We start from the raw sequence: 24,117 nt of genomic DNA, 5'->3' as shown, positions 1-24,117 counted from the left end.
ATTAGTTCTAGCTTAAATTTTTAAAAAATTATTATTTAGATAATATTAATGACTTTTTTTATCAAAAATACCGATTAATGCGAATGTTGATAGAAAAGATTGGGAGAAAAATAAAAATTTTTTAATATTTCTAATGAGATGAATTTTAAACAAATAAAGGGTTTAAAAACTCTTTTATGGCTAGCCTTTAAACCAAAATTTGAGTCGCATAAAAAGCTATCAAGGAAAACGCATACGCTACAACGGTTGTGAAGATGAATAAATACGCTACAAACTTTATCCCTCCAGCTTCCCTACCAAAAGTAATGGTCGCTGCAAAACAAGGGATATAAAACATCACAAACACGATAAAAGCGATCCCGCTAGGCACGCTGACTTCTTTTCTTAAAATTTCTCTAAAAGCGTCAGATTTTTCATTTTGATCCCCTAAAGAAAACAACACGCCCAAAGTAGAAACCACCACCTCTTTAGCCATAAATCCGGTTACAAGCGACACACTCAAACGCCAATCAAAATCCATAGGGCTAAAGACTTTTTCTAAATACGCCCCACCTCTCCCTACAATGCTATTTTTTAAATTCTTTTTATCCAATTCTGCTTTTAATTCTTTTAATTTTTCTTCTTTGGCTTCGCTTGAAAGAGTGGTGTTTTTATCCACTAACAAGCTTTCTTGTTTATAAGTTTTCATAGCCGTATCGCTTTTAGGGTATTGAGACATAAACCAGATTAAAATCGCTCCCACTAAAATATAAGTCCCGGCCTTTTTAAGGTAAGAAAGCGATTTGGTGTAGATACTGAAATAGACCATTCTCCAACTGGGAAAGCGGTATTTGGGCATTTCCATAATAAAAGATTCGGTTTGTCCTTTAAACACGCTTAATTTGAGTAATTTGGCCATCACTAACGCCACAACCGCCCCCAAAATATAAATGCAAAACAGCACAAACCCAGCGCTTGAAGAAGGGAAAAACGAGCCTACAAACAGCACATAAATAGGCAGCCTTGCCGAGCAACTCATAAAGCCGATCACAAAAAGCGTGATCAGTCGTTCGTTATAATTTTGTAAGGTTCTTGTCGCCATGTAAGCGGGCACAGAGCAACCAAAACCGGTGATTAAAGGGATAAAACTCTTCCCATGCAAGCCAAATTTATGCAAGATCCCATCTAGTAAAAACGCTACCCTACTCATATAGCCTGTCGTCTCTAGTAAAGAAATCCCAAAATACAACACCACAATTAAAGGCAAGAATGAAACCGTCGCTCCCACTCCCCCAATAATGCCATCGCCCACCAAAGATGCTAAATCTTCATTAGCCACATTTTCTTTGATGCCATCGCTCAAAAATTTAAACCCTGCTTCAAGCGCTTTTTGCACTCCCCCCCCTATTAAAAAGCTCAAGGAAAAAATGATAAACATAAACCCTAAAAAAATGAAAATCCCATAACGCGGGTGCATTAAAATCTTATCAATCTTATAAGTGTGTTCAAAGCTCGCGTTTTGTTGGTTTTCACTGATCACTAATTGAGCGATTCTTTGAGCACTCTGGCTGTATTTTAAAGACTCCTTAAAGCTTTGAGACGGGACTTTTATGTTTTCATTGTTTATAGTGTTTTGAGAATAAAGTCTGACAATTTCATCTAATAAAAGCTCTGTATTCAAGCGATCTTCTTTGGATCTTGCGCTTGTAGGCACGCACACAACCCCTAATTCTTTAGAAAGCTTTTCTGTATCAATTTTAACGCCTTCTTTTTGCGCCTCATCCCACATGTTGAGCGCAAGAAGCATTTTTTTATTCGTGTCTAATAGCTGAGCGCTTAAGGCTAAATTACGCTCTAAATTGGTGGAATCCACCACATTAAGAATGAGATCGTATTGCCCTTTTTCTAAAAAATCTTTAGTAACCTTTTCTTCAGTGGTGAAATCATTGAGCGCGTAAGTGCCCGGTAAATCAATGATAGTGATTTGATGCTCTTTGTGTATCAAACCCACTTCCATTTTATCCACGGTAACCCCGGCAAAATTCCCCACTTTCAAATGGGCGTTACTCAAAGCGTTGATGAGGGATGATTTCCCTACATTAGGCTGGCCCACAAGGGCGATAGTGATTTCTTTCATTGGGTTTGAATGCTCCACATTAAAGTTTTTTAATTTTTAGTTATATCGTTTTTAGATTAAAAGTCAGCACTATAGCGCTATAAGACTAATTGTTATATAATAAAAGCGAGACAAGAATGTTAAAAAATGAAAGGAGCGTGTGATGTTGTGCGTGTTTGATATAGAAACCATTCCTAGCGTGAGCTTGTGTAAAGAGCATTTTCAATTAAAAGAAGATGATGCGCTAAAAATCTGTGAATGGAGTTTTGAAAAGCAAAAAGAAAAAAGCGGGAGCGAGTTTTTGCCTCTTTATTTGCATGAAATCATCTCTATTGCAGCAGTCATTGGCGATGATTACGGGCAGTTTGTCAAAGTGGGGAATTTTGGTCAAAAACACGAGAATAAAGAGGGTTTTACAAGCGAAAAAGAGCTTTTAGAGGACTTTTTCAAATACTTTAACGAAAAGCAACCGCGCCTAATAAGCTTCAATGGCAGAGGTTTTGATATACCCCTACTCACGCTCAAAGCCCTTAAATACAATTTAACTTTAGACGCTTTTTACAGCCAAGAAAATAAATGGGAAAATTACCGCGCGCGTTATAGCGAGCAGTTTCATTTGGATTTAATGGATAGCTTGAGCCATTATGGATCCGTTAGGGGGTTGAATCTAAATGGCGTTTGCTCTATGATGAATATTCCTGGTAAATTTGATGTGAGCGGGGATTTAGTGCATGCGATTTATTACAACCCGCATTTAAGCCAAAAGGAGAAAAAAGACATTATTGATGGCTATTGCCAAAGCGATGTGCTTAACACTTACTGGCTTTTTTTAAAATACGAAGTGCTGAAAGGGGCTTTAAATAAGGAGCAATACCTTGGGCTATTGAGCGATTTTTTAGCCAAATTCCCTAAAGAAAAATCCTATTCAAGCGTTTTTATTAACGCTTTAGAGAAAGAAATTAGGGAGTTTGCTTAAAACCCTATTAAAACCCTGAAACTAGGTAAAGACTGCTTAGAAAGAAATTTTTTTAAAGCGTTAGAGAAACATGAGCCTAAAGTGCATATCTGCTTGATTTTAGATCCCCACTTGAAGCTATAATTATGCAATAATTATTGAACGATAAGAATAATATTTTTGTGAAAAAAATAAACGGATCGCCCTCAATCCAAAACAAAACCTAAAACAAAATCCAACCTGTTAGGGCGTCAATTATCTAAAAGTGATACTATGACTGATAAATCAACTTAAAGGCAAAGACATGAATGAAGTGGTTGTAGTGGCGGCAAAACGGAGTGCGGTGGGGAGTTTTTTAGGCTCTCTAAAGAATGTAGGTGCTAGAGAAATGGGTGTTTGCGTGCTTAAAGACGCTTTGAATGCGAGCTCTCTTAAGCCTAGCGATGTGGATTCTGTCATTTTAGGCAATGTTTTAGGCGCTGGTTTGGGTCAAAATATCGCCAGGCAGATCCAACTAGACGCCGGCATCCCTAATGACAGAAACGCTTTTAGCGTCAATATGGTTTGTGGATCGTCAATGAAAGCCATTCAATTAGCGCATGATGCCATCATGCTTGGGCGCGATGAGGTGGTGGTGTGCGGTGGCGTGGAAAACATGAGCATGGCACCTTATTTGTCGTTTGACATGCGAGAGGGGAAAAGAATGGGGAATGCGAACATGATAGACTCCATGATACATGACGGATTATGGGACGCGTTCAATGATTACCACATGGGGATCACCGCTGATAATGTCGCTCAAGCATACCACATAAGCCGAGAAGATCAAGATAATTTCGCACTCCAATCGCAACTCAAAGCAAGAGCCGCCATTAATGCAAAGAAATTCCAAGAAGAAATCACGCCTATTGAAATAGCGAATAAAAAAGGCGTGGTGGTTTTTAAAGAAGACGAATACCCTAGAGACACGACGCTAGAATCCCTTGCAAAGCTCAAACCCGCTTTTAAAAAAGACGGATCGGTAACGGCAGGAAATTCATCAGGGATCAATGATGGCGCGAGTATTATCATTTTATGCAGCGCTAAAAAAGCGCAAGCATTGGGGTTAAAAGCCATGGCCACTATCAAGGGGTTTGGTTTGGGGGGTTGCAGTCCGGATATAATGGGTATATGCCCTAGTATTGCGATTAAAAACAACCTTAAAAATGTCAAAATGAATCTCAACGACATCAATCTTTTTGAACTCAATGAAGCTTTTGCCGCGCAAAGCATCGCCGTGTTAAAAGAGCTTGAATTAAACCCCAATATAGTGAATGTGAATGGAGGTGCGATAGCGATTGGCCACCCTATTGGCGCGAGCGGCGCTAGGATATTGGTTACTCTCTTACACGAGATGAAGCGTAGCGGTCATGGCGTGGGCTGTGCGTCGTTGTGCGTGGGTGGCGGGCAAGGGCTATCAGTGGTAGTGGAACAAAAATAAGGAGAATGAGATGAATAAGGTTATAACCGATTTAGACAAAGCATTGAGCGGATTAAAAGACGGGGATACTATTTTAGTGGGCGGTTTTGGGCTGTGCGGGATACCTGAATACGCCATTGATTACATTTATAAGAAAGGCATCAAGGATTTGGTTGTTGTGAGCAATAATTGCGGCGTTGATGACTTTGGGCTTGGCATTCTTTTAGAAAAAAAGCAGATTAAAAAGATTATCGCTTCGTATGTGGGGGAAAATAAGATTTTTGAATCGCAAATGTTGAATGGAGAAATTGAAGTCGTTTTGACACCGCAAGGCACGCTGGCTGAAAACTTGCGCGCTGGAGGGGCTGGAATACCCGCTTATTACACCCCAACAGGGGTTGGGACTTTAATCGCTCAAGGCAAGGAATCAAGGGAATTTAACGGCAAGGAGTATATTTTAGAAAGAGCCATAACAGGCGATTATGGGCTTATTAAAGCCTATAAAAGCGATACTCTTGGGAATTTGGTGTTTAGAAAAACGGCCCGAAATTTCAATCCCTTGTGCGCGATGGCAGCAAAAATATGCGTCGCTGAAGTGGAAGAAATTGTCCCGGCCGGGGAATTAGACCCAGATGAAATACACTTGCCAGGAATCTATGTGCAGCACATCTATAAGGGCGAGAAATTTGAAAAACGGATAGAAAAAACCACCACAAGGAGCGCGAAATGAGAGAGGCTATCATTAAACGAGCGGCAAAGGAATTGAAAGAGGGCATGTATGTGAATTTAGGGATAGGCTTGCCCACGCTGGTGGCTAATGAAGTGAGCGGGATGAATATCGTTTTCCAAAGCGAGAACGGGCTATTAGGGATTGGCGCTTACCCTTTAGAGGGGAGCGTTGATGCGGATCTTATCAATGCAGGAAAGGAAACTATAACCGTGGTGCCGGGCGCTTCGTTTTTCAATAGCGCGGATTCGTTTGCGATGATTCGTGGGGGGCATATTGATTTAGCGATTTTAGGAGGGATGGAAGTCTCACAAAATGGGGATTTGGCTAATTGGATGATCCCTAAAAAGCTCATAAAAGGCATGGGAGGGGCTATGGATCTTGTGCATGGCGCTAAAAAAGTGATTGTCATCATGGAGCATTGCAACAAATACGGGGAGTCTAAAGTGAAAAAAAAATGCTCATTGCCCTTAACGGGAAAAGGCGTGGTGCATCAATTGATAACGGATTTAGCGGTGTTTGAGTTTTCCAATAACGCCATGAAATTAGTGGAATTGCAAGAAGGGGTCAGCCTTGATCAAGTGAAAGAAAAAACAGAAGCTGAATTTGAAGTGCACTTATAGCTTGTAAAAGGGGGTGTTGATGTTTTTATTAAGGCATTTGACTTCAGCATGCGTGTTTTTAGCGTCTAAATGTTTGCCGGACTCCTTTGTCTTGGTCGCTCTTTTATCGTTTGTCGTGTTTGTTCTTGTTTATTGCTTGACAGGGCAAGACGCTTCATCTGTCATTTCTAGTTGGGGGAATGGTGCTTGGACGCTTTTAGGTTTTTCTATGCAAATGGCCCTTATTTTGGTGTTGGGTCAGGCTCTAGCTAGCGCTAAATTAATCCAAAAACTTTTAAAATACTTGGCGTCTTTGCCTAAAGGGTATTACACGGCTTTATGGTTGGTTACTTTTTTATCATTAATCGCTAATTGGATCAACTGGGGTTTTGGCTTAGTGATCAGCGCGATTTTTGCAAAAGAGATCGCCAAAAATGTTAAGGGGGTGGATTACAGGCTACTCATTGCTAGCGCTTATTCGGGTTTTGTGATCTGGCATGGGGGTTTATCAGGATCTATCCCTTTAAGCGTTGCCACCCAAAATGAAAATCTGTCCAAAATAAGCGCTGGGGTGATTGAAAAAGCTATTCCTATCAGTCAGACGATTTTTTCTTCTTATAATTTGATCATTATAGGGATCATTCTTGTAGGGTTACCCTTTTTAATGGCAATGATCCACCCTAAAAAAGAAGAAATCGTTGAGATTGATTCAAAGCTTTTAAAAGACGAATACAAAGAAACAGAACTCATTAGCCACCAACAAGATAAAACGATCGCGCATTTTTTGGAAAACAGCGCTTTGCTTTCTTATCTTTTGGTTTTTTTGGGTTTTGGGTATCTGGGTATTTATTTTTTTAAAGGGGGAGGGATTAGTTTAAACATTGTCAATACGATTTTCCTTTTTTTAGGGATTTTGCTCCATAAAACCCCTTTAGCTTATGTGAAAGCGATCGATCGTTCCGCTAGGAGCGTGGCTGGGATTTTATTGCAATTCCCTTTTTACGCTGGGATTATGGGGATGATGGCAAGCCATAGCGTGGGGGGGCATTCTTTAGCGCAAATGCTTTCTTTAGCTTTCACGCACATCGCTAATGAAAAAACTTTCGCGCTCATGACTTTTTTAAGCGCTGGGATTGTCAATATTTTTATTCCGTCTGGCGGAGGGCAATGGGCGATTCAAGCTCCTATCATGCTTCCGGCTGGGCAAAGCTTGGGGGTGGATCCGGGCGTGGTTTCTATGGCTATCGCTTGGGGAGACGCTTGGACGAATATGATACAGCCTTTTTGGGCTTTGCCCGCTTTAGCCATTGCGGGTTTGGGCGCTAAAGATATTATGGGCTATTGCGTTTTGACTTTAATTTTTGTCGCTTTAGTTGTGTGTGGGGTGTTTTATTTTTTAGTGTGAGTTTTTTATGCCTAAAACCACGCTCTTTTCAATGGGGTAAGTTTTCTCTTTTTACCCTTTAAACGCTCTTGTAATTAAGCCTTATTTCGTTACAATAACCCCATAATAACCTAAGGAAGTGTTTTGTTTTTTAAATTTATTTTATGTTTATTATTAGGAACGTTTGTATGGGCAAAAGAGATTATTCCCACCCCTTCAACCCCATTAACGCCCTCTAAACGCTATTCTATCAATTTGATGACTGAAAATGATGGTTATATCAATCCTTACATTGATGAGTATTATACCGCAGGCAATCAAATAGGCTTTTCTACTAAAGAGTTTGATTTTTCTAAAAATAAAGCGATGAAATGGACTTCGTATTTAGGTTTTTTCAATAAAAGCCCTAGGGTTACTCGTTTTGGTATTTCTCTCGCCCAAGACATGTATACCCCTTCGCTTAAAAACAGAAAACTGGTGCATTTGCATGACAACCACCCTTATGGGGGGTATTTACGGGTGAATTTGAATGTGTATAACCGCCATCAAACTTTCATGGAGTTATTCACGCTTTCTTTAGGCACGACAGGGCAAGATTCTTTGGCCGCTCAAACGCAGCGTCTCATTCATAAATGGGGCCATGACCCCCAATTTTATGGCTGGAACACACAGCTCAAAAACGAATTTATCTTTGAATTGCACTACCAATTGCTCAAAAAAGTCCCTCTTTTAAAGACTCGTTTTTTTTCTATGGAGTTAATGCCCGGGTTTAATGTGGAATTGGGTAATGCAAGGGATTATTTCCAACTCGGCTCGCTCTTTAGGGCTGGGTATAACCTGGACGCTGATTATGGTGTCAATAAGGTCAATACCGCTTTTGATGGGGGCATGCCTTATAGCGATAAATTTTCTATCTATTTTTTTGTAGGGGCTTTTGGGCGCTTCCAACCCCTTAACATCTTCATTCAAGGCAATAGCCCTGAAACTAGGGGCATTGCTAATTTGGAATACTTTGTTTATGCCAGTGAAATAGGAGCAGCTATGATGTGGCGCAGCCTCAGGGTGGCTTTTACGATCACTGATATTAGTAAAACCTTTCAATCCCAGCCTAAGCACCATCAGATCGGTACTTTAGAATTGAATTTCGCCTTTTGATTTAATATCAGTTTAATATTTTTCTTCCTATATGATATTTATATGATATTTTTGGGTAATTTAAGATGAATATCAGTAGCATTTTAAATGAATTTGTTACTACTTTTCACTTTATTACACCAAAATTTCCCTTATTACAAACAACTTTGAAATAAACGATTTCTATTTAAAAATCAGCCTTATACTTCTAATAGGTTGCCTTGAGCAACACTTTAATACAAGGAGTCTAAAAAATGAAAGACGCAAGAGTTCAGGTGATGGGTATTGATGCCGGTGGCACCATGACGGACACATTTTTTGTGAAAGAAAATGGCAGTTTCGTAGTTGGTAAAGCCCAAAGCAACCCAGAAGATGAGAGTTTAGCTATTTATAATAGCTCGCAAGACGCTTTATCGCATTGGAAATCGGATGTCAGTAAGGTTTATCCAGAGTTGGTCACTTGCGTGTATTCAGGCACGGCGATGCTCAATCGGGTCGTCCAAAGGCGCGGAATGGAAGTGGGCCTGATTTGCAATAAGGGTTTTGAGCAAATGCATTCTATGGGCAGGGCGTTGCAATCCTACTTGGGGTATGCGCTAGAAGAAAGGTTGCATATCAACACGCACAAGTATGATGATCCGCTGATTCCTTTAAAAAGGATTAGAGGCGTTACAGAAAGAACCGATGTCAAGGGGCAAGTGGTTATCCCAGTGCGCCAAGAAGAGGTTGAAGTTGCTGTTAAGGAGCTTTTAGAAGCAGGTGCAAAGGCCATTGTGATTTGCTTGTTGCAATCTCATAAAAACGCTGAAAGCGAGCGGATCGTTAGGGATATAGCGTTAAAAGAAATTGAAAAATTGGGTAAAAATATTCCTGTATTCGCTTCTGTGGATTACTACCCTCAAAGAAAAGAAAGCCACAGAATGAACACCACTATCTTAGAAGCTTATGCGGCTGAGCCAAGCAGACAAACCCTCTCTAAAGTCAGCAACCGCTTCAAAGAGCATGGCGCTAAATTTGATCTTCGTGTGATGGCAACGCATGGAGGCACCATTAGTTGGAAAGCTAAAGAGCTCGCTAGGACTATTGTGAGCGGCCCTATTGGAGGCGTGATTGGATCTAAATTGCTAGGCGAAACGCTTGGTTATGACAATATTGCATGCAGCGATATTGGCGGCACGAGCTTTGATATGGCGCTTATCGTTAAGAGCAATTTTAATATCGCTTCTGACCCTGATATGGCGCGTCTTGTCTTATCTCTACCGCTTGTGGCTATGGATTCTGTTGGTGCGGGTGCGGGGAGTTTTGTGCGCATTGATCCGCACAGCCGATCGGTCAAACTAGGGCCTGACAGCGCGGGGTATAGAGTTGGCACTTGTTGGAAAGACAGCGGTTTAGACACGGTTTCGGTAACCGATTGCCACATTGTTTTAGGCTATTTGAACCCGGATAATTTCTTAGGCGGTTTGATCAAATTAGATGTGGATAGGGCTAAAAAACACATTAAAGAGCAAATCGCTGACCCGCTAGGCATTAGCGTAGAAGATGCGGCTGCGGGTGTGATTGAGTTGCTTGATTTGGAGCTTAAAGAATACTTGCGATCCAACATTAGCGCTAAAGGGTATAGCCCGTCTGATTTTGTGTGCTTTTCATATGGTGGTGCGGGGCCTGTGCATACCTATGGCTATACAGAAGGCTTAGGGTTTAAGGATGTGGTAGTGCCTGCGTGGGCGGCTGGATTTAGTGCTTTTGGTTGCGCTTGCGCTGATTTTGAATACAGATACGACAAGAGCGTGGATATTGCCATTCCGCAGTATTCTTCAGACAAGTCAAAAATAGAAGCATGCAAGATCATTCAAGACGCATGGGATGAATTGACCCTTAAAGTGATTGAAGAGTTCAAGATCAATGGATTCTCTGAAAAAGATGTGATCTTAAGACCTGGATACAGGATGCAGTATATGGGGCAATTGAATGACTTAGAGATCACTTCTCCTGTATCAAAAGCTGCAAGCGTGGCTGATTGGGAAGAGATTGTCAAAGAATATGAAAAAACCTACGCTCGCGTTTATTCTGAATCAGCGTGTTCTCCAGAGCTTGGTTTTAGCGTGACCGGCGTGATCATGCGTGGTGTTGTGGCTACGCAAAAACCTGTGATTCCGGTTGAAAAAGAGCATGGTGCTACGCCCCCAAAAGAAGCCAAAATAGGCGTTAGAAAATTCTATCGGCATAAAAAATGGGTGGATGCAGATGTGTGGCAAATGGAAAAATTACTGCCTGGAAATGAAGTCATAGGGCCTGCGATCGTGGAATCAGATGCGACCACTTTCGTGATACCCAAGGGCTTTGCGACAAGACTAGACAAACACCGATTGTTCCACTTGAAAGAAATTAAATAAAGGAGTTCAAAATGGCAAATTTATTGAAAAACGGCAAAACTTTAAAACAAGCTAGAGATGAAATCCTAGCCAGGACAGAAAAAACAGGGCATTATAATGGTCTCAAAAAACTAGAGTTTAAAGAAAGAGATCCGATCGGTTATGAGAAAATGTTCTCTAAATTAAGAGGCGGTATCGTGCATGCCAGAGAAACAGCTAAAAGGATTGCTGCAAGCCCTATTGTTGAGCAAGAGGGGGAATTGTGCTTCACGCTTTATAACGCTGTGGGCGATAGCGTGCTGACTTCTACGGGTATCATTATCCATGTAGGCACTATGGGATCAGCTATCAAATACATGGTAGAGAATAATTGGGAAGACAACCCAGGCATCAATGATAAGGATATTTTCACCAATAACGACTGTGCGATTGGGAATGTGCACCCATGCGATATTATGACTCTTGTGCCTATTTTCCACGATGAAAAATTGATTGGGTGGGTAGGCGGTGTTACGCATGTGATTGATACCGGATCAGTTACTCCAGGATCGATGAGCACCGGGCAGGTTCAAAGATTTGGGGATGGATACATGATCACTTGCCGTAAAACAGGGGCGAATGATGAGAGCTTTAAAGATTGGTTGCATGAATCTCAAAGATCGGTTCGCACGCCTAAATATTGGATTTTGGATGAAAGGACTAGGATTGCAGGATGCCATATGATTAGGGATTTAGTGATGGAAGTCATTAAAGAAGACGGCATTGATTCTTACATGCGATTTATTGATGAGGTGATTGAAGAGGGGAGGAGAGGTCTTATCTCTAGGATCAAATCCATGACCATACCAGGCAAGTATAGAAAGGTAGCGTTTGTGGATGTGCCTTATGCGCATAAGGATATTGGCGTGTGCTCTGAATTTGCTAAGCTAGACACGATCATGCACTCTCCTGTGGAAATCACTATCAATAAAGACGCTACATGGAAATTGGATTTTGATGGCGCGTCCAGGTGGGGATGGCACTCTTTCAATTGCAACCAAGTGTCTTTCACTAGCGGTATTTGGGTGATGATGACTCAAACGCTGATACCCACTTCTCGCATCAACGATGGTGCTTATTTTGCGACTCAATTCAGACTCAAAAAAGGGACTTGGATGAATCCAGATGACAGGCGCACCGGGCATGCTTATGCGTGGCATTTCTTGGTATCAGGCTGGAGCGCTTTGTGGAGAGGCTTGTCTCAAGCGTATTACAGCCGAGGGTATTTAGAAGAGGTCAATTCCGGGAACGCTAACACTTCCAATTGGTTGCAAGGCGGTGGTATCAACCAAGATGGAGAAATCCATGCGGTGAATAGCTTTGAGACGAGTTCTTGTGGGACTGGAGCTTGCGCGATAAAAGACGGCCTAAATCACGCAGCGGCTATTTGGAATCCAGAGGGCGATATGGGCGATGTTGAAATTTGGGAAATGGCAGAGCCTCTTCTTTATTTAGGTAGGAATGTCAAAGCCAATACCGGTGGTTATGGGAAATATCGAGGCGGTAACGGGTTTGAAACCTTAAGAATGGTGTGGGGTGCGCATGATTGGACCATGTTCTTTATGGGTAATGGCTATATGAATAGCGATTGGGGTATGATGGGGGGCTATCCAGCGGCTAGTGGCTATAGGTTTGAAGCGCACAACACCGATTTAAAAAACAGGATTAAAAATAACGCCAGCTTGCCTTTGGGGGGCGATTTTAACCCAACGGATAGAGATTATGAAAAGCACATTTCTCATGCGTCTCAAGTCAAAAGGGATAAGCAATGCATCACCACTGAGAACTGCTTTGACAATTATGACTTGTATTTGAATTACATCAAAGGCGGGCCTGGATTTGGCGATCCGATTGAAAGGGATTTGAACGCGATTTTAGAAGATCTCAACAGCAAACAGCTATTGCCAGAATACGCTTACAAGGTTTATGGTGCGATTGTGAGCCAGAATAAAGACGGCATTTGGGTGGGTGATGAAGCTAAAACGAAAGCCAGAAGAAAAGAAATTCTTGAAAACAGAAAGGCTAGATCCATCCCTGTAAAAGAATGGATGGAGCAAGAAAGGAACGCTATCCTTGAAAAAGAGGCTTCCAAACAGGTTAAGCACATGTATGCGACTAGCTTTGATCTCTCGCCCAAGTTTTTAAACGATTTTAAAACATTTTGGAACTTGCCAAAGAGCTGGAGCATGAAAGAAGATGAGCTTGGCGTATTCACCTATGGATCTAAATACAGGATGGATTTGAGCAAATTGCCTGATGTGCGCACAGTTCTGTTGGTTGATGAGAAGTAAAGAAAGGAGAATGGTTATGTCAAAATACACACAAGAACAAATTAAAAATTTGGTAGAGGGGAACTTGGATTGGAACACTGTCTTAAAAATGCTGAGCATGCCTAAAGATCATGAAAGGTTTCAAATGTATTTGAAGGTGTTGCAAGATAAGGTAGATTTTGATGACAAAATCGTCTTACCCTTGGGGCCGCATTTGTTTGTGGTGCAAGATCCTCAAAAGAAGTGGGTTATTAAGTGTTCATGCGGTCATGCGTTTTGCGCTCCAGAGGAGAATTGGAAATTGCATGCAAACATCTATGTGCGCGATACAGCAGAAAAAATGGAAGAGGTGTATCCTAAACTCTTAGCCAGTGATACTCACTGGCAAGTGTATCGGGAGTATATTTGCCCGGATTGCGGCGTCCTTTTAGATGTTGAAGCCCCAACTCCTTGGTATCCTGTGATCCATGATTTTGAGCCTGATATAGAGGTGTTTTATAAAGATTGGCTAGGCATACAGCCCCCAGAAAGACGCTAAAATCGCTCAATCCTTTTTATGAAGAGACTTTATGTCTCTTTGACGCATTAAAAAGCTTGGGTTAATTCAACTCAAGCAAATTCTTTCAATCCCAACAAATTCAGCCACAAATTAGGACTTTTTCAAAATTTTAAGCTCTTTTTCTTTTTTTTTTGATTTAATACTAGGTATAATTTTAATTCCACCTAACAAGGAAAAGCTATGAAAGTAACACAAGGCATTGCTAACGACTTTTTTGCCCTAACAAACACGATATTTTCTACTCTTATATACACCAGCGAAACTACACTTGGGAAGAAAAAAATTGTGGAAAATTACTGCAAGATATTGTCAATACCTCTAAAAATAAGAAAATGTATTTTATGGGTTCTATCACTATACTTTCAATAAAATAAAGGGTGTTTTTGACTAAAAAATTCATGTCTTGGATGGTGGTTATTGGGGCTTTCATTTGCGTGCTTTTAGGGGTGTTTATCTTCTTTACTAGCATGTCGGTTAAAAAATCTTTAAGCACTTATCTTAACGCTTATTTAGATCAACGCCCCCATATTAAGGGCATGGGGATTGCAGGCACTCCTTTTGAATGCGAAGGGTTTTTTAAAATTGCATGCGTTTCTAAAGAGCTCAGTTTTTTAGACTCTCAAAACTCCCCTATTATGGATTTTAAAAATTTAAATATCAAGCTCCATTCTTTAGATAAAAGCTCTCTTGTCCTTTCTATCAGCTCTCAAATCAAATCCCCTATTTTAGAACAAGATATTCAGCAAAAAATCAGCCAAATCCCCCTAAAAGACTTGAATGCCTTATTGGAAAAAATTAAACCCACACGCTTGAATTGCTCTTTAAAATTCAACGCTTTAGATGAAAAAACCTTAAACGACAACTTAAAATGCGATTTGACTAATGCGGAAAATATCCTTGCTTACACTTTTTTTCAAGAGGGTTTAATGGAGGCACAAGAAAATCTATCCCTTAAAAATATTTTTAAAACCTTGAGTTCTAAAGACGCTAAAGCCATAGAAGAGTTGCAAGACAAACTGCGTTTTTCAGTGCCAAAGTTGGGCGTTTCTATCCAAGCGCGCCATCTTAAAAACCTTTTAGAAGCCTTTTATTACCAAAATAAAGAGAGTTTGAGCTTTTTTTCCCCTTATTTTAGCTTGCGTTCTCAAACCCCTAGCGTCTCTTATGAAAGTGCGTTAGCTTCTTTAGAAAACTATTTTATGGCCTTGTTCCAATCCCATTTTAAAGACGATACCGCACTCCAACAAAATTTTAAAGGATTGTTGCAAGCCTTTGTTTCTATGGCTAAAGACAAACAATCCCAGATCACTCTTAACGCCCAAGCTAAAGACAACGCCAAGCTGACTTTTAACGCCTTGTTGGATAGCCTTAGCGTGAATTTCTTTCAATCTTACAAAATAAGCCATGAGTGATTTCAAAGTCCCCCCCAAAGCTAAAGGGTTTAAACGCCTTTTTAAAGCCCTTTTTTATTCTAAAGACGGGCTTAAATGCGCATGGGCTGAAGAGAGCGCGTTCAGGCAAATTATTATCTTGGCTCTTTTTTGTATCACTCTAGCGAGCTATCTAGCTAAAGATTTTTTAGAATGGGGGCTATTGATTGCGCCTTGTTTTTTATCGGTGGTGGTTGAACTCATCAACAGCTCCATTGAAAAGGCTGTGGATTTTACCAGCACAGAGTTCCACCCTTTAGCCAAAAAGGCTAAAGACATGGCCAGTGCAGCCCAACTGATAGGGCTTATTTTTTGGGCTTTGATTTGGGGGCGTTATCTTATAACGCTTTATTTTAATTAAATTTTAGGGAGACACATGCAAGATAATTCAGTCCAAGATAATTCAGTCAATGAAACAAAAAATATTGTAGAAGTGGGGATTGATTCTTCTATTGAAGAGAGCTATCTAGCCTATTCCATGAGCGTGATCATAGGGCGCGCTTTACCGGACGCTAGAGATGGCTTAAAGCCTGTGCATAGGCGTATTTTGTATGCGATGCATGAATTAGGCCTTACTTCCAAAGTCGCTTACAAAAAAAGCGCTAGGATCGTGGGTGATGTGATCGGTAAATACCATCCCCATGGCGATAATGCGGTTTATAATGCGCTAGTGAGAATGGCGCAAGATTTTTCTATGCGTTTGGAATTAGTGGATGGGCAGGGCAACTTTGGCTCTATTGATGGCGATAACGCTGCGGCGATGCGTTACACTGAAGCCAGAATGACCAAGGCGAGTGAAGAAATTTTAAGGGATATTGATAAAGACACCATTGATTTTGTGCCTAATTACGATGACACCTTAAAAGAGCCAGATATTTTACCAAGCCGTCTGCCTAACCTTTTAGTCAATGGGGCTAATGGGATCGCTGTGGGGATGGCGACTTCTATCCCCCCCCACAGGATGGATGAAATCATAGACGCTTTAGCGCATGTCTTAGAAAACCCTAACGCTGAATTAGATGAAATTTTGGAATTTGTCAAAGGGCCTGACTTTCCCACCGGTGGGATCATTTATGGTAAAGCAGGGATTATTGAAGCCTATAAAACGGGGCGAGGGCGCGTGAAAGTGCGGGCCAAAGTGCATGTGGAAAAGACGAAAAATAAAGAAATCATCGTTTTAGATGAAATGCCTTTTCAAACCAATAAAGCCAAATTAGTGGAACAAATCAGCGATTTAGCGCGAGAAAAACAAATTGAAGGCATTAGCGAAGTGCGCGATGAGAGCGATAGAGAGGGCATTAGAGTGGTGATTGAATTAAAAAGAGACGCGATGAGTGAAATTGTCTTAAACCACCTTTACAAACTCACCACCATGGAGACTACTTTTAGCATCATTCTACTCGCTATTTACAATAAAGAGCCTAAGATTTTCACGCTTTTGGAGTTGTTGCACCTTTTCTTAAACCACAGAAAAACCATTATTATAAGACGCACGATTTTTGAATTGGAAAAGGCTAAGGCCAGAGCGCATATTTTAGAGGGTTATTTGATCGCACTAGACAATATCGATGAAATCGTGCGACTCATTAAAACAAGCCAAAGCCCAGAAACGGCTAAAAACGCCTTAATGGAGCGTTTTAGTTTGAGTGAAATCCAAAGCAAAGCCATTTTAGAAATGCGTTTGCAGCGCTTAACAGGTCTTGAAAGGGATAAGATCAAAGAAGAATACCAAAACTTATTAGAGCTTATTGATGATCTCAATGGCATTTTAAAGAGCGAAGATCGCTTGAATGAGGTCGTCAAAACAGAGCTTTTAGAAGTCAAAGAGCAATTTTCTTCTCCAAGGCGCACTGAAATTCAAGAGTCTTATGAAAGCATTGACACAGAAGATTTGATCGCTAATGAGCCTATGGTGGTGAGCATGAGCCATAAAGGCTATGTGAAAAGAGTGGATTTAAAAGCTTATGAAAAGCAAAATCGTGGCGGTAAAGGCAAGCTTTCAGGCAGCACTTATGAAGACGATTTCATTGAAAACTTTTTTGTGGCTAACACGCATGATATTTTACTCTTTATCACCAATAAGGGGCAATTGTATCATTTGAAAGTCTATAAAATCCCAGAAGCGAGCCGGATCGCTATGGGTAAAGCTATTGTGAATTTAATTTCGCTCGCTCCTGATGAAAAGATCATGGCAACCCTAAGCACTAAAGACTTTAGCGATGAACGCTCTTTAGCTTTCTTCACGAAAAATGGGGTGGTGAAGCGCACCAATTTGAGCGAATTTGGCGGTAATAGGAGTTATAGCGGTATCAGAGCGATTGTTTTAGATGAAGGCGATGAATTAGTGGGCGCAAAAGTTGTGGATAAAAACGCCAAGCATTTGCTCATCGCATCTTATTTGGGCATGTTCATTAAATTCCCTTTAGAAGACGTGCGCGAAATAGGAAGACATACTCGTGGGGTTATGGGGATTAGACTGAATGAAAATGATTTTGTTGTCGGTGCGGTCGTCATTAGCGATGATAGCAACAAGCTTTTAAGCGTGAGCGAGAACGGGCTTGGCAAGCAAACCTTAGCCGAAGCGTATAGAGAGCAATCTCGTGGAGGTAAGGGGATCATTGGCATGAAGCTCACTCAAAAGACCGGTAATCTAGTGGGCGTTATCAGCGTGGATGATGAGAACCTGGATTTGATGATCCTTACTGCAAGCGCGAAAATGATTAGAGTTTCCATTAAAGACATTAGAGAAACCGGAAGAAACGCTAGTGGGGTAAAACTCATAAACACCGCTGATAAAGTCGTGTATGTCAATTCTTGCCCTAAAGAAGAAGAGCCAGAAAATTTAGAAACCTCTTCAGCGCAAAATTTGTTTGAGTGATGCGTTTCTTTTCATTCTTTTATTTTTTATTGTATTTTTTAGGGGTTTCTTTGCATGCTCTCAGCCCCCTAGAAAATCAAGAATTTTTAATTTCGTACCGCTTGAAAATCGTTGATTCTAGAGTGATGGGTGAAGAGTACTCTGTCTCTAAACCTATTGTTAGCCGCATTAAAACAGCCCCCTATGTTTTAGACTATCGTTGCTCCATCATCACTCGCAACCCACCTAATTTGAAAGACCCCTTGCCCCAAATAAAATTAGAACGCTTCCTTTTAGAAATAGCGTTAAAAAAAGAAAAAGAGCGAGTCATAGACTGCATTTTAAAAAGCCAAGTCGCTATCACGCATTATGATCATAGCTATAAAAACGGCACCACTACCACAAGCATTCTTAACCTCAAAGCCTTAAGCGTTAGAGCGAGTTTAGTGGGGGACATGCTGTTTTTAGATATTTTTAGAAAGGAAGAAGAATGAAAATCGCTATCGTAGAAGATGATATTAACATGCGTAAAAGCCTGGAGCTTTTTTTTGAGCTTCAGGACGATTTAGAGATTGTGAGTTTTAAAAACCCTAAAGACGCTTTAGCGAAACTTGATGAAAGCTTTGATTTAGTCATCACGGATATTAACATGCCCCATATGGACGGCTTAGAATTTTTACGCCTTTTAGAAGGCAAATACGAATCCATTGTGATTACCGGTAACGCGACCTTGAATAAAGCCATTGATTCCATTCGTTTGGGCGTGAAAGACTTTTTCCAAAAGCCTTTTAAACCAGAATTGCTTTTAGAGTCCATCTATCGCACCAAAAAAGTTTTAGAATTTCAAAAAAAACACCCTTTAGAAAAACCCTTAAAAAAACCACACAAACACAGCTTTTTAGCCGCTTCAAAAGCGTTAGAAGAGAGCAAACGGCAGGCCTTAAAAGTCGCAAGCACGGACGCTAATGTCATGCTATTAGGCGAAAGCGGGGTGGGTAAGGAAGTTTTTGCTCATTTTATCCACCAGCATTCGCAACGCTCTAAACACCCTTTTATTGCGATCAACATGTCCGCAATCCCAGAGCATTTATTAGAAAGCGAGCTTTTTGGGTATCAAAAAGGGGCGTTCACGGACGCCACAGCGCCTAAAATGGGGCTTTTTGAGAGCGCTAATAAAGGCACGATCTTTTTAGATGAAATCGCTGAAATGCCCCTTCAATTGCAAAGCAAACTTTTAAGAGTGGTTCAAGAAAAAGAAATCACGCGCCTTGGGGATAATAAGAGCGTTAAAATTGATGTTCGTTTCATTTCCGCTACCAACGCCAACATGAAAGAAAAAATCGCTGCGAAAGAATTCAGAGAAGATTTGTTTTTCCGCTTGCAGATCGTGCCTATAACTATCGCGCCTTTAAGAGAGAGGGTAGAAGAGATTTTGCCCATTGCTGAAATCAAGCTTAAAGAAGTGTGCGACGCGTATCATTTGGGGCCAAAATCCTTTTCAAAAAACGCCGCAAAACGCCTTTTAGAATACTCTTGGCATGGGAATGTGCGAGAGCTTTTAGGCGTGGTGGAGAGAGCGGCGATTTTAAGCGAAGGATCAGAAATCCAAGAGAAAGATTTGTTTTTGGAAAGGTAGTTTGTAGGGCTTCTTTATAAATCATCTGCAACCATGTAAGTTTAATAAGTTTGAGCGATCACGCTATAATTTCATGGAGTTATTAAAAAAAGCATTTATTAGAAACGCTTAATTTGGGATTTTTGCTTAAAAGGGGTTTAAAGATTGGGGTTCAATTAATGGGGAGTTTTTATGTTAGCGGATGATTTTATGGTTAAAAAATTAAAAAACAAGGAATTACATGGTTTGTTGTGTAACAAATTGAGTAAAAGAGTGGATAGATTTGGCTATAGAGCGATTGGTGTTGGAGCGGATAAAGAGACTAACGAAGTTATTATCCAGTTGAGTAAGGAAACGATGGTTAGATTGAGTAGCAAGACCGCTTTAGCAAATGATGATGATCTCATGGCGGGTATTTTTGATGAATTTAATGAATTAAAGGCTAATAAAGAATCACAGAAACCTAACTCGATCTATTAATGGTAGCTCTTATAAAATCATTGATGTTCTTAACGATAAGGATGGTGATTTTATCAATTGCAGATTGTTTATCGTTAAGGAATTAGGGGTTAATGAGTGTTTAGGGTTTTATACGCCCCCTATGATTGATAATAACAACACCACTCTTGCTGATTTGCTTGAAAATGGCGAGCCTGCAATATATTATGAAGTTAATTCTGCGAATATCAGGCGTTTTTTGGACAGAGTGTCTTACAACATTGAGTAGTTGATGAGGAAGTATTTGGAGGTTGGGTTTAGGAGTTGTAAGGTAGAGCGGATACGAGAAACGGAATTTGTGATCAAATTCCGCTATAAAAAGTGGGGATCTATGATTGATAGAGAAGTTAAAATGCAATTCCCCAAATATCTTAAAGACTCAAAGAAGACAGCCGTTAAAATAACAAGCAAGGTGTTTTACGAGTTGCTGAGGGGGCCTTTGTTTGGCAACCTCCTTGGCAAAGATCCCATTCAGGCGATTATCATGCGGAAGGAAAACAATAATAAATAAAATCTTGTTGAATCTTAATCTTCTTATTTTTTAAATTAAAAGTCATTTTTTAACCCCTAAGACCACGCTACAAAAATTATCGTGCGATTAAAATCAAGATCTTTACTATTGATTATAAAAAATGTTTTTTAGCATTTTTTATAATTTATGATTAACACTTAATGATAATAAAGCCTTATTAGTAGTTTTTGTGTGGGACTAAAAATAGTGAGTTTAGGGGTTTTTTTAACCCTACCCCTTGTAATTTGGGCTACAGGGCGAAAATAATAGTGCCCACTCTCACGATTATGGATTTAGCTATGGCGCATTTTTCTTGCTTCATTCGTTGTGACTCTTGTGTTTTAAATTCGTTTGTGGTAGGATTATTCCCATTAAGGTTTGAAACGCTATTGCCGTTTCTGTAATGATTAGAGAGTGTCGGCTTGGTCTCTATTTTCCTTAATATTTTCTCATTTTTCAAACTCTCATGCGATGGATTTTAAAGGCATGGCTTCCTTGCTAACTCTTGCATGATCAAGTGGCTATTATTGCCTCTAGCCTTGTAATTTTGAAACCATGACGCAATAGTGCCTCTGCTTATCTAATATTTAGCTGTCTGTTATTTTATTCAGCCCTACATCGTTTTAACAAACAAACTCCATGCACAAGCTATTTCAATTCCAAAGCTAAAAATTTTCCCGTATAGCTTTGGGTTTTTTCGCAATTTTTTGCCACCTCTAAAGGCGTGCCGCTCGCAATGACTCTCCCGCCCTTATCCCCCCCATCAGGCCCCATGTCTATAATGTAGTCAGCGTTTTTGATAATGTCTAAATTATGCTCAATCACTAGCATGGAATTGCCTAACGCCACCAAAGAATGCAAGACTTGTAAAAGGTGATTCACGTCTTCAAAATGCAAACCGGTGGTAGGCTCATCTAAAATATAAAGGGTTTTGCCTGTGTCTTTTTTACTCAATTCTTTAGCTAATTTGATCCTTTGAGCCTCCCCCCCACTTAAAGTCGTAGCGTTTTGCCCTAAAGTGATATAGCCTAAGCCCACATCTATAAGCGTTTTTAACTTCACAGCGATTTTAGGGAATTTAGCAAAAAATTCATAAGCCTCTTCCACGCTCATGTTCAACACATCGGCAATGGATTTGCCTTTCACCTTGATTTCTAAAGTTTGGGGGTTGTATTTAGCGCCCTTACAGCTATCGCATTGGACTAACACATCAGGCAAAAAGTGCATTTCTATTTTAATATCCCCATCGCCCTGGCATTTCTCACACCGCCCCCCTTTAACATTAAAGCTAAAACGGCTCGCGCTATAACCTAAAATTTTAGCTTCTTTTTGCTCGGCAAATAAAATCCTGATTTCATCCATCACTCCCGTGTAAGTGGCAGGGTTGCTTCGTGGGGTTTTGCCTATGGGGGCTTGATCTAAATAAATCACTTTATCCAAATGTTCCAACCCTACAATCTCCACCCCATTCAAGCTTTGAGCTTTTTTAGCATGGTTTAAAAGGGTTTGAGCGGTGGGTAAAAGGGTTTGTAAAATCAGCGAGCTTTTACCGCTCCCGCTCACCCCCGTAATGCACACTAATTGTTTTAAAGGGATTTGAACGCTCAAATTCTTAATGTTATTGATATTGACATTTTTAATTTCTAAAAAATGCTTTTCTTTAGGGGGTTCAAATTTAGGGCGCTCAATCTTTTTAGTGCCGTTGAGATACAAGGCGGTAGAATGGTTATTTTGCAATAACTCTTTTACGCTCCCGCTAAAAACCACTTCACCCCCATGCCTTCCAGCCTTTGGCCCAATATCCACAACAAAATCCGCATGCTTAATCGTCTCTTTATCATGCTCTACGACAATGAGCGTGTTCCCTTTTTTTTGTAAATTCCTAAGGGTGTTGATGAGTTTGAGCGTGTCTTTTTCATGCAAGCCAATGCTAGGCTCGTCTAAAACATACAAAACCCCTGTCAAACCACTCCCAATTTGACTAGCGATTCGTATCCTTTGACTCTCCCCTCCGCTAATCGTTCGCGCATCCCTCCCTAAAGTCAAATACCCTAGCCCCACATCGTATAAAAAAAACACCCTTTCTAAAATCTCTTTTAAAATCGGTTCAGCGATCTTTTTTTCTTGCTCGTTAAGATAGCTAAAATGCGTGGGATCATTAAAAAAATGATAAACTTCTTCAATGGGCTTAGTTAAAAAATCCGCCATTTTCAAGCCAGCGACTTGGACGCTCAAACTGGAAGCTTTCAAACGATGCCCCTTGCATGAAGAACAGGTTTTTTCGCTCATGTAATCGCTCAGATCCTTTTGCTCTTTAAACATGTCATAAGCGATTTGGATAATGCCTTTCCAGGGGCGTTTCAAGGGGCTGTTTTTAAAATGAAAGCTGATTTCAGTGCCATTCCCATACAAAAGAGCGTCCTGTTGCTCTTTATTCAATTCGTTAAAACAAAGTGCGCTGTCAATACCATTATATTCGCAAAAGCCTTCAAACATTTGAGCGTAATAACTGCGGTTATACCCAAAAATCACTTTAATCGCTCCTTGATTTAAAGGCGTGTTAGGATCTAAAATCTTACTAATATCTAGGCTAAATTTTGTCCCCAAACCCAAACAGCTCTCGCACGCCCCTTTAGGCGAATTGAAGGAAAAACTCAAAGGCTCTAATTCTTCAAAACTCATCTTACACTTAAAACATGCCTTATGCTCGCTGTAATGCTTCCTAATGCTTGGCGCGTTGTCTTGCAAGATTTCCACTTCTAATTCCCCATAGCTTTCTTTAAGGGCTTTTTCTATTGCACTAGCGATCCGTGAAGCATTTTCGCTATTGATAACCACCCTATCCACCACCGCTTCAATGGTGTGTTTTTTGGTTTTGTGCAAATGGATTTCTTCATCTAAACGCACCATCACCCCATCAACAAAAGCCCTCACATACCCCTTCAAACGCAAACTCTCTAATTTATCGTTAAACGAACCTTTTTTATCTTTAATAATGGGGGCGAGAATAATGATTTTAGAATTTTCTTCTAAATGACAGATTTGAGAAATAATATCGCTCGCGCTCATAGAACTAATGGGTTCTAAACATGTGGGGCAAAATTGCTCCCCAACCCTTGCAAACAGCAACCTTAAATAATCATAAATCTCAGTGATCGTCCCCACAGTGGATCTAGGGTTTTTAGAAGTGGTTTTTTGATCAATAGCGATCGCTGGGGTTAGCCCTTCAATTTTATCCACATTAGGCTTACCCACTTTGTCTAAAAATTGCCTCGCATAGCTGGACAAACTCTCTAAATAGCGCCTTTGGCCTTCAGCGTATAAAGTGTCAAACGCCAGAGTGGATTTACCCGAACCGCTCAATCCGGTAAAAACAACAAACTGGTTTTTAGGGATTTCTAAAAAGATATTTTTGAGATTGTTTTCCCTAGCCCCTTGAATAATGATCTTATCCATAATGGTTTTATGTTGCAAGAGTTTCCTTAAATTTCCTTAAAATTAAGAAAGTGGATTAAAAGGAGCTATTATACTTCAAAAAAGAATGGTTTTATTATCATTTCTTATTCATAAGAGTTAAAAATATTTGCTTGATTAAGGATAAACATGC

19 protein-coding genes and 1 pseudogene are annotated in these 24,117 nt (G+C 40.3%); 18 read left to right on the top strand and 2 right to left on the bottom strand.

The features are described from left to right. Positions 1 to 187: 187 nt before the first annotated feature. The gene (gene feoB / locus G6069_RS03655; protein ID WP_197293407.1) at positions 188 to 2,116 is read right to left on the bottom strand and encodes a ferrous iron transport protein B; all 1,929 of its coding nucleotides are present in this window, start codon (positions 2,114 to 2,116) and stop codon (positions 188 to 190) included. A 142-nt stretch (positions 2,117 to 2,258) separates the two neighbouring features. Here feoB and G6069_RS03650 point away from each other — a divergent pair, with 142 nt between their 5' ends. The 18 genes and pseudogenes from G6069_RS03650 to G6069_RS03565 all read left to right on the top strand — a co-directional run bounded on the left by G6069_RS03650 (position 2,259) and on the right by G6069_RS03565 (position 20,510). Further along, complete coding sequence (locus G6069_RS03650; RefSeq protein WP_197293406.1) at positions 2,259 to 3,071, top strand: 3'-5' exonuclease; 813 nt, start codon at positions 2,259 to 2,261, stop codon at positions 3,069 to 3,071. Between the two features lie 283 nt (positions 3,072 to 3,354). Continuing rightward, a complete protein-coding gene (locus G6069_RS03645; RefSeq protein WP_197293405.1) occupies positions 3,355 to 4,530 on the top strand; it encodes an acetyl-CoA C-acetyltransferase in 1,176 nt (391 codons plus the stop codon). Between the two features lie 10 nt (positions 4,531 to 4,540). Next, entirely contained in the window at positions 4,541 to 5,239 is a 699-nt protein-coding gene (locus G6069_RS03640; protein ID WP_001045194.1) for a CoA transferase subunit A, read from the top strand. After that, positions 5,236 to 5,859 (top strand): 3-oxoacid CoA-transferase subunit B, encoded by a 624-nt coding sequence (locus tag G6069_RS03635; RefSeq protein WP_128025588.1) that lies wholly within the window; start codon positions 5,236 to 5,238, stop codon positions 5,857 to 5,859. The genes G6069_RS03640 and G6069_RS03635 overlap by 4 nt, the downstream gene beginning before the upstream one ends. A 19-nt stretch (positions 5,860 to 5,878) precedes the next feature. Further along, positions 5,879 to 7,243, top strand: a complete 1,365-nt coding sequence (locus tag G6069_RS03630) for a TIGR00366 family protein (RefSeq protein WP_000479419.1) — start codon at positions 5,879 to 5,881, stop codon at positions 7,241 to 7,243. 123 nt (positions 7,244 to 7,366) lie between these two features. After that, the gene (locus G6069_RS03625; RefSeq protein ID WP_197293404.1) at positions 7,367 to 8,377 is read left to right on the top strand and encodes a lipid A deacylase LpxR family protein; all 1,011 of its coding nucleotides are present in this window, start codon (positions 7,367 to 7,369) and stop codon (positions 8,375 to 8,377) included. 233 nt (positions 8,378 to 8,610) lie between these two features. Next, positions 8,611 to 10,752, top strand: coding sequence for a hydantoinase/oxoprolinase family protein (locus tag G6069_RS03620; RefSeq protein WP_197293403.1), 2,142 nt, complete (start codon positions 8,611 to 8,613; stop codon positions 10,750 to 10,752). Positions 10,753 to 10,763: 11 nt separating this feature from the next. Next, positions 10,764 to 13,061 (top strand): hydantoinase B/oxoprolinase family protein, encoded by a 2,298-nt coding sequence (locus G6069_RS03615; RefSeq protein WP_079353520.1) that lies wholly within the window; start codon positions 10,764 to 10,766, stop codon positions 13,059 to 13,061. A gap of 16 nt (positions 13,062 to 13,077) precedes the next feature. Beyond that, complete coding sequence (locus G6069_RS03610; protein ID WP_040164045.1) at positions 13,078 to 13,578, top strand: acetone carboxylase subunit gamma; 501 nt, start codon at positions 13,078 to 13,080, stop codon at positions 13,576 to 13,578. A 201-nt stretch (positions 13,579 to 13,779) separates the two neighbouring features. Next, positions 13,780 to 13,973: pseudogene (locus G6069_RS03605) on the top strand (DUF262 domain-containing protein). A 9-nt stretch (positions 13,974 to 13,982) separates the two neighbouring features. Further along, entirely contained in the window at positions 13,983 to 15,011 is a 1,029-nt protein-coding gene (locus G6069_RS03600; protein ID WP_197293402.1) for a hypothetical protein, read from the top strand. Beyond that, positions 15,004 to 15,390 carry a diacylglycerol kinase gene (locus G6069_RS03595; protein WP_197293401.1) on the top strand — a complete coding sequence of 129 codons (387 nt, stop codon included), beginning with the start codon at positions 15,004 to 15,006 and terminating at the stop codon, positions 15,388 to 15,390. The genes G6069_RS03600 and G6069_RS03595 overlap by 8 nt, the downstream gene beginning before the upstream one ends. A 15-nt stretch (positions 15,391 to 15,405) precedes the next feature. Continuing rightward, positions 15,406 to 17,907: a DNA topoisomerase (ATP-hydrolyzing) subunit A gene (gene gyrA, locus G6069_RS03590; protein WP_197293400.1), complete on the top strand. Its 2,502-nt coding sequence runs from the start codon at positions 15,406 to 15,408 to the stop codon at positions 17,905 to 17,907. Then, positions 17,907 to 18,380 (top strand): hypothetical protein, encoded by a 474-nt coding sequence (locus G6069_RS03585; RefSeq protein ID WP_197293399.1) that lies wholly within the window; start codon positions 17,907 to 17,909, stop codon positions 18,378 to 18,380. The genes gyrA and G6069_RS03585 overlap by 1 nt, the downstream gene beginning before the upstream one ends. After that, entirely contained in the window at positions 18,377 to 19,522 is a 1,146-nt protein-coding gene (gene flgR / locus G6069_RS03580; protein WP_197293398.1) for a transcriptional activator FlgR, read from the top strand. The genes G6069_RS03585 and flgR overlap by 4 nt, the downstream gene beginning before the upstream one ends. 171 nt (positions 19,523 to 19,693) lie before the next feature. Continuing rightward, the gene (locus G6069_RS03575; RefSeq protein ID WP_097551689.1) at positions 19,694 to 19,981 is read left to right on the top strand and encodes a hypothetical protein; all 288 of its coding nucleotides are present in this window, start codon (positions 19,694 to 19,696) and stop codon (positions 19,979 to 19,981) included. Positions 19,982 to 20,045: 64 nt separating this feature from the next. Then, complete coding sequence (locus G6069_RS03570; RefSeq protein WP_097551690.1) at positions 20,046 to 20,228, top strand: hypothetical protein; 183 nt, start codon at positions 20,046 to 20,048, stop codon at positions 20,226 to 20,228. A 3-nt stretch (positions 20,229 to 20,231) separates the two neighbouring features. Beyond that, entirely contained in the window at positions 20,232 to 20,510 is a 279-nt protein-coding gene (locus G6069_RS03565) for a hypothetical protein (RefSeq protein WP_097551697.1), read from the top strand. 648 nt (positions 20,511 to 21,158) lie between these two features. On the opposite strand, the gene uvrA is transcribed toward G6069_RS03565, so the two are convergent. After that, positions 21,159 to 23,984 carry an excinuclease ABC subunit UvrA gene (uvrA, locus tag G6069_RS03560; protein ID WP_197293397.1) on the bottom strand — a complete coding sequence of 942 codons (2,826 nt, stop codon included), beginning with the start codon at positions 23,982 to 23,984 and terminating at the stop codon, positions 21,159 to 21,161. Positions 23,985 to 24,117: the final 133 nt, after the last annotated feature.

Origin of the sequence: Helicobacter pylori, from assembly GCF_017594925.1 — a bacterium.
GTDB classification, from domain to species: Bacteria; Campylobacterota; Campylobacteria; order Campylobacterales; family Helicobacteraceae; genus Helicobacter; species Helicobacter pylori_DP.
This window is presented reverse-complemented; position numbering and strand designations above follow the sequence as displayed.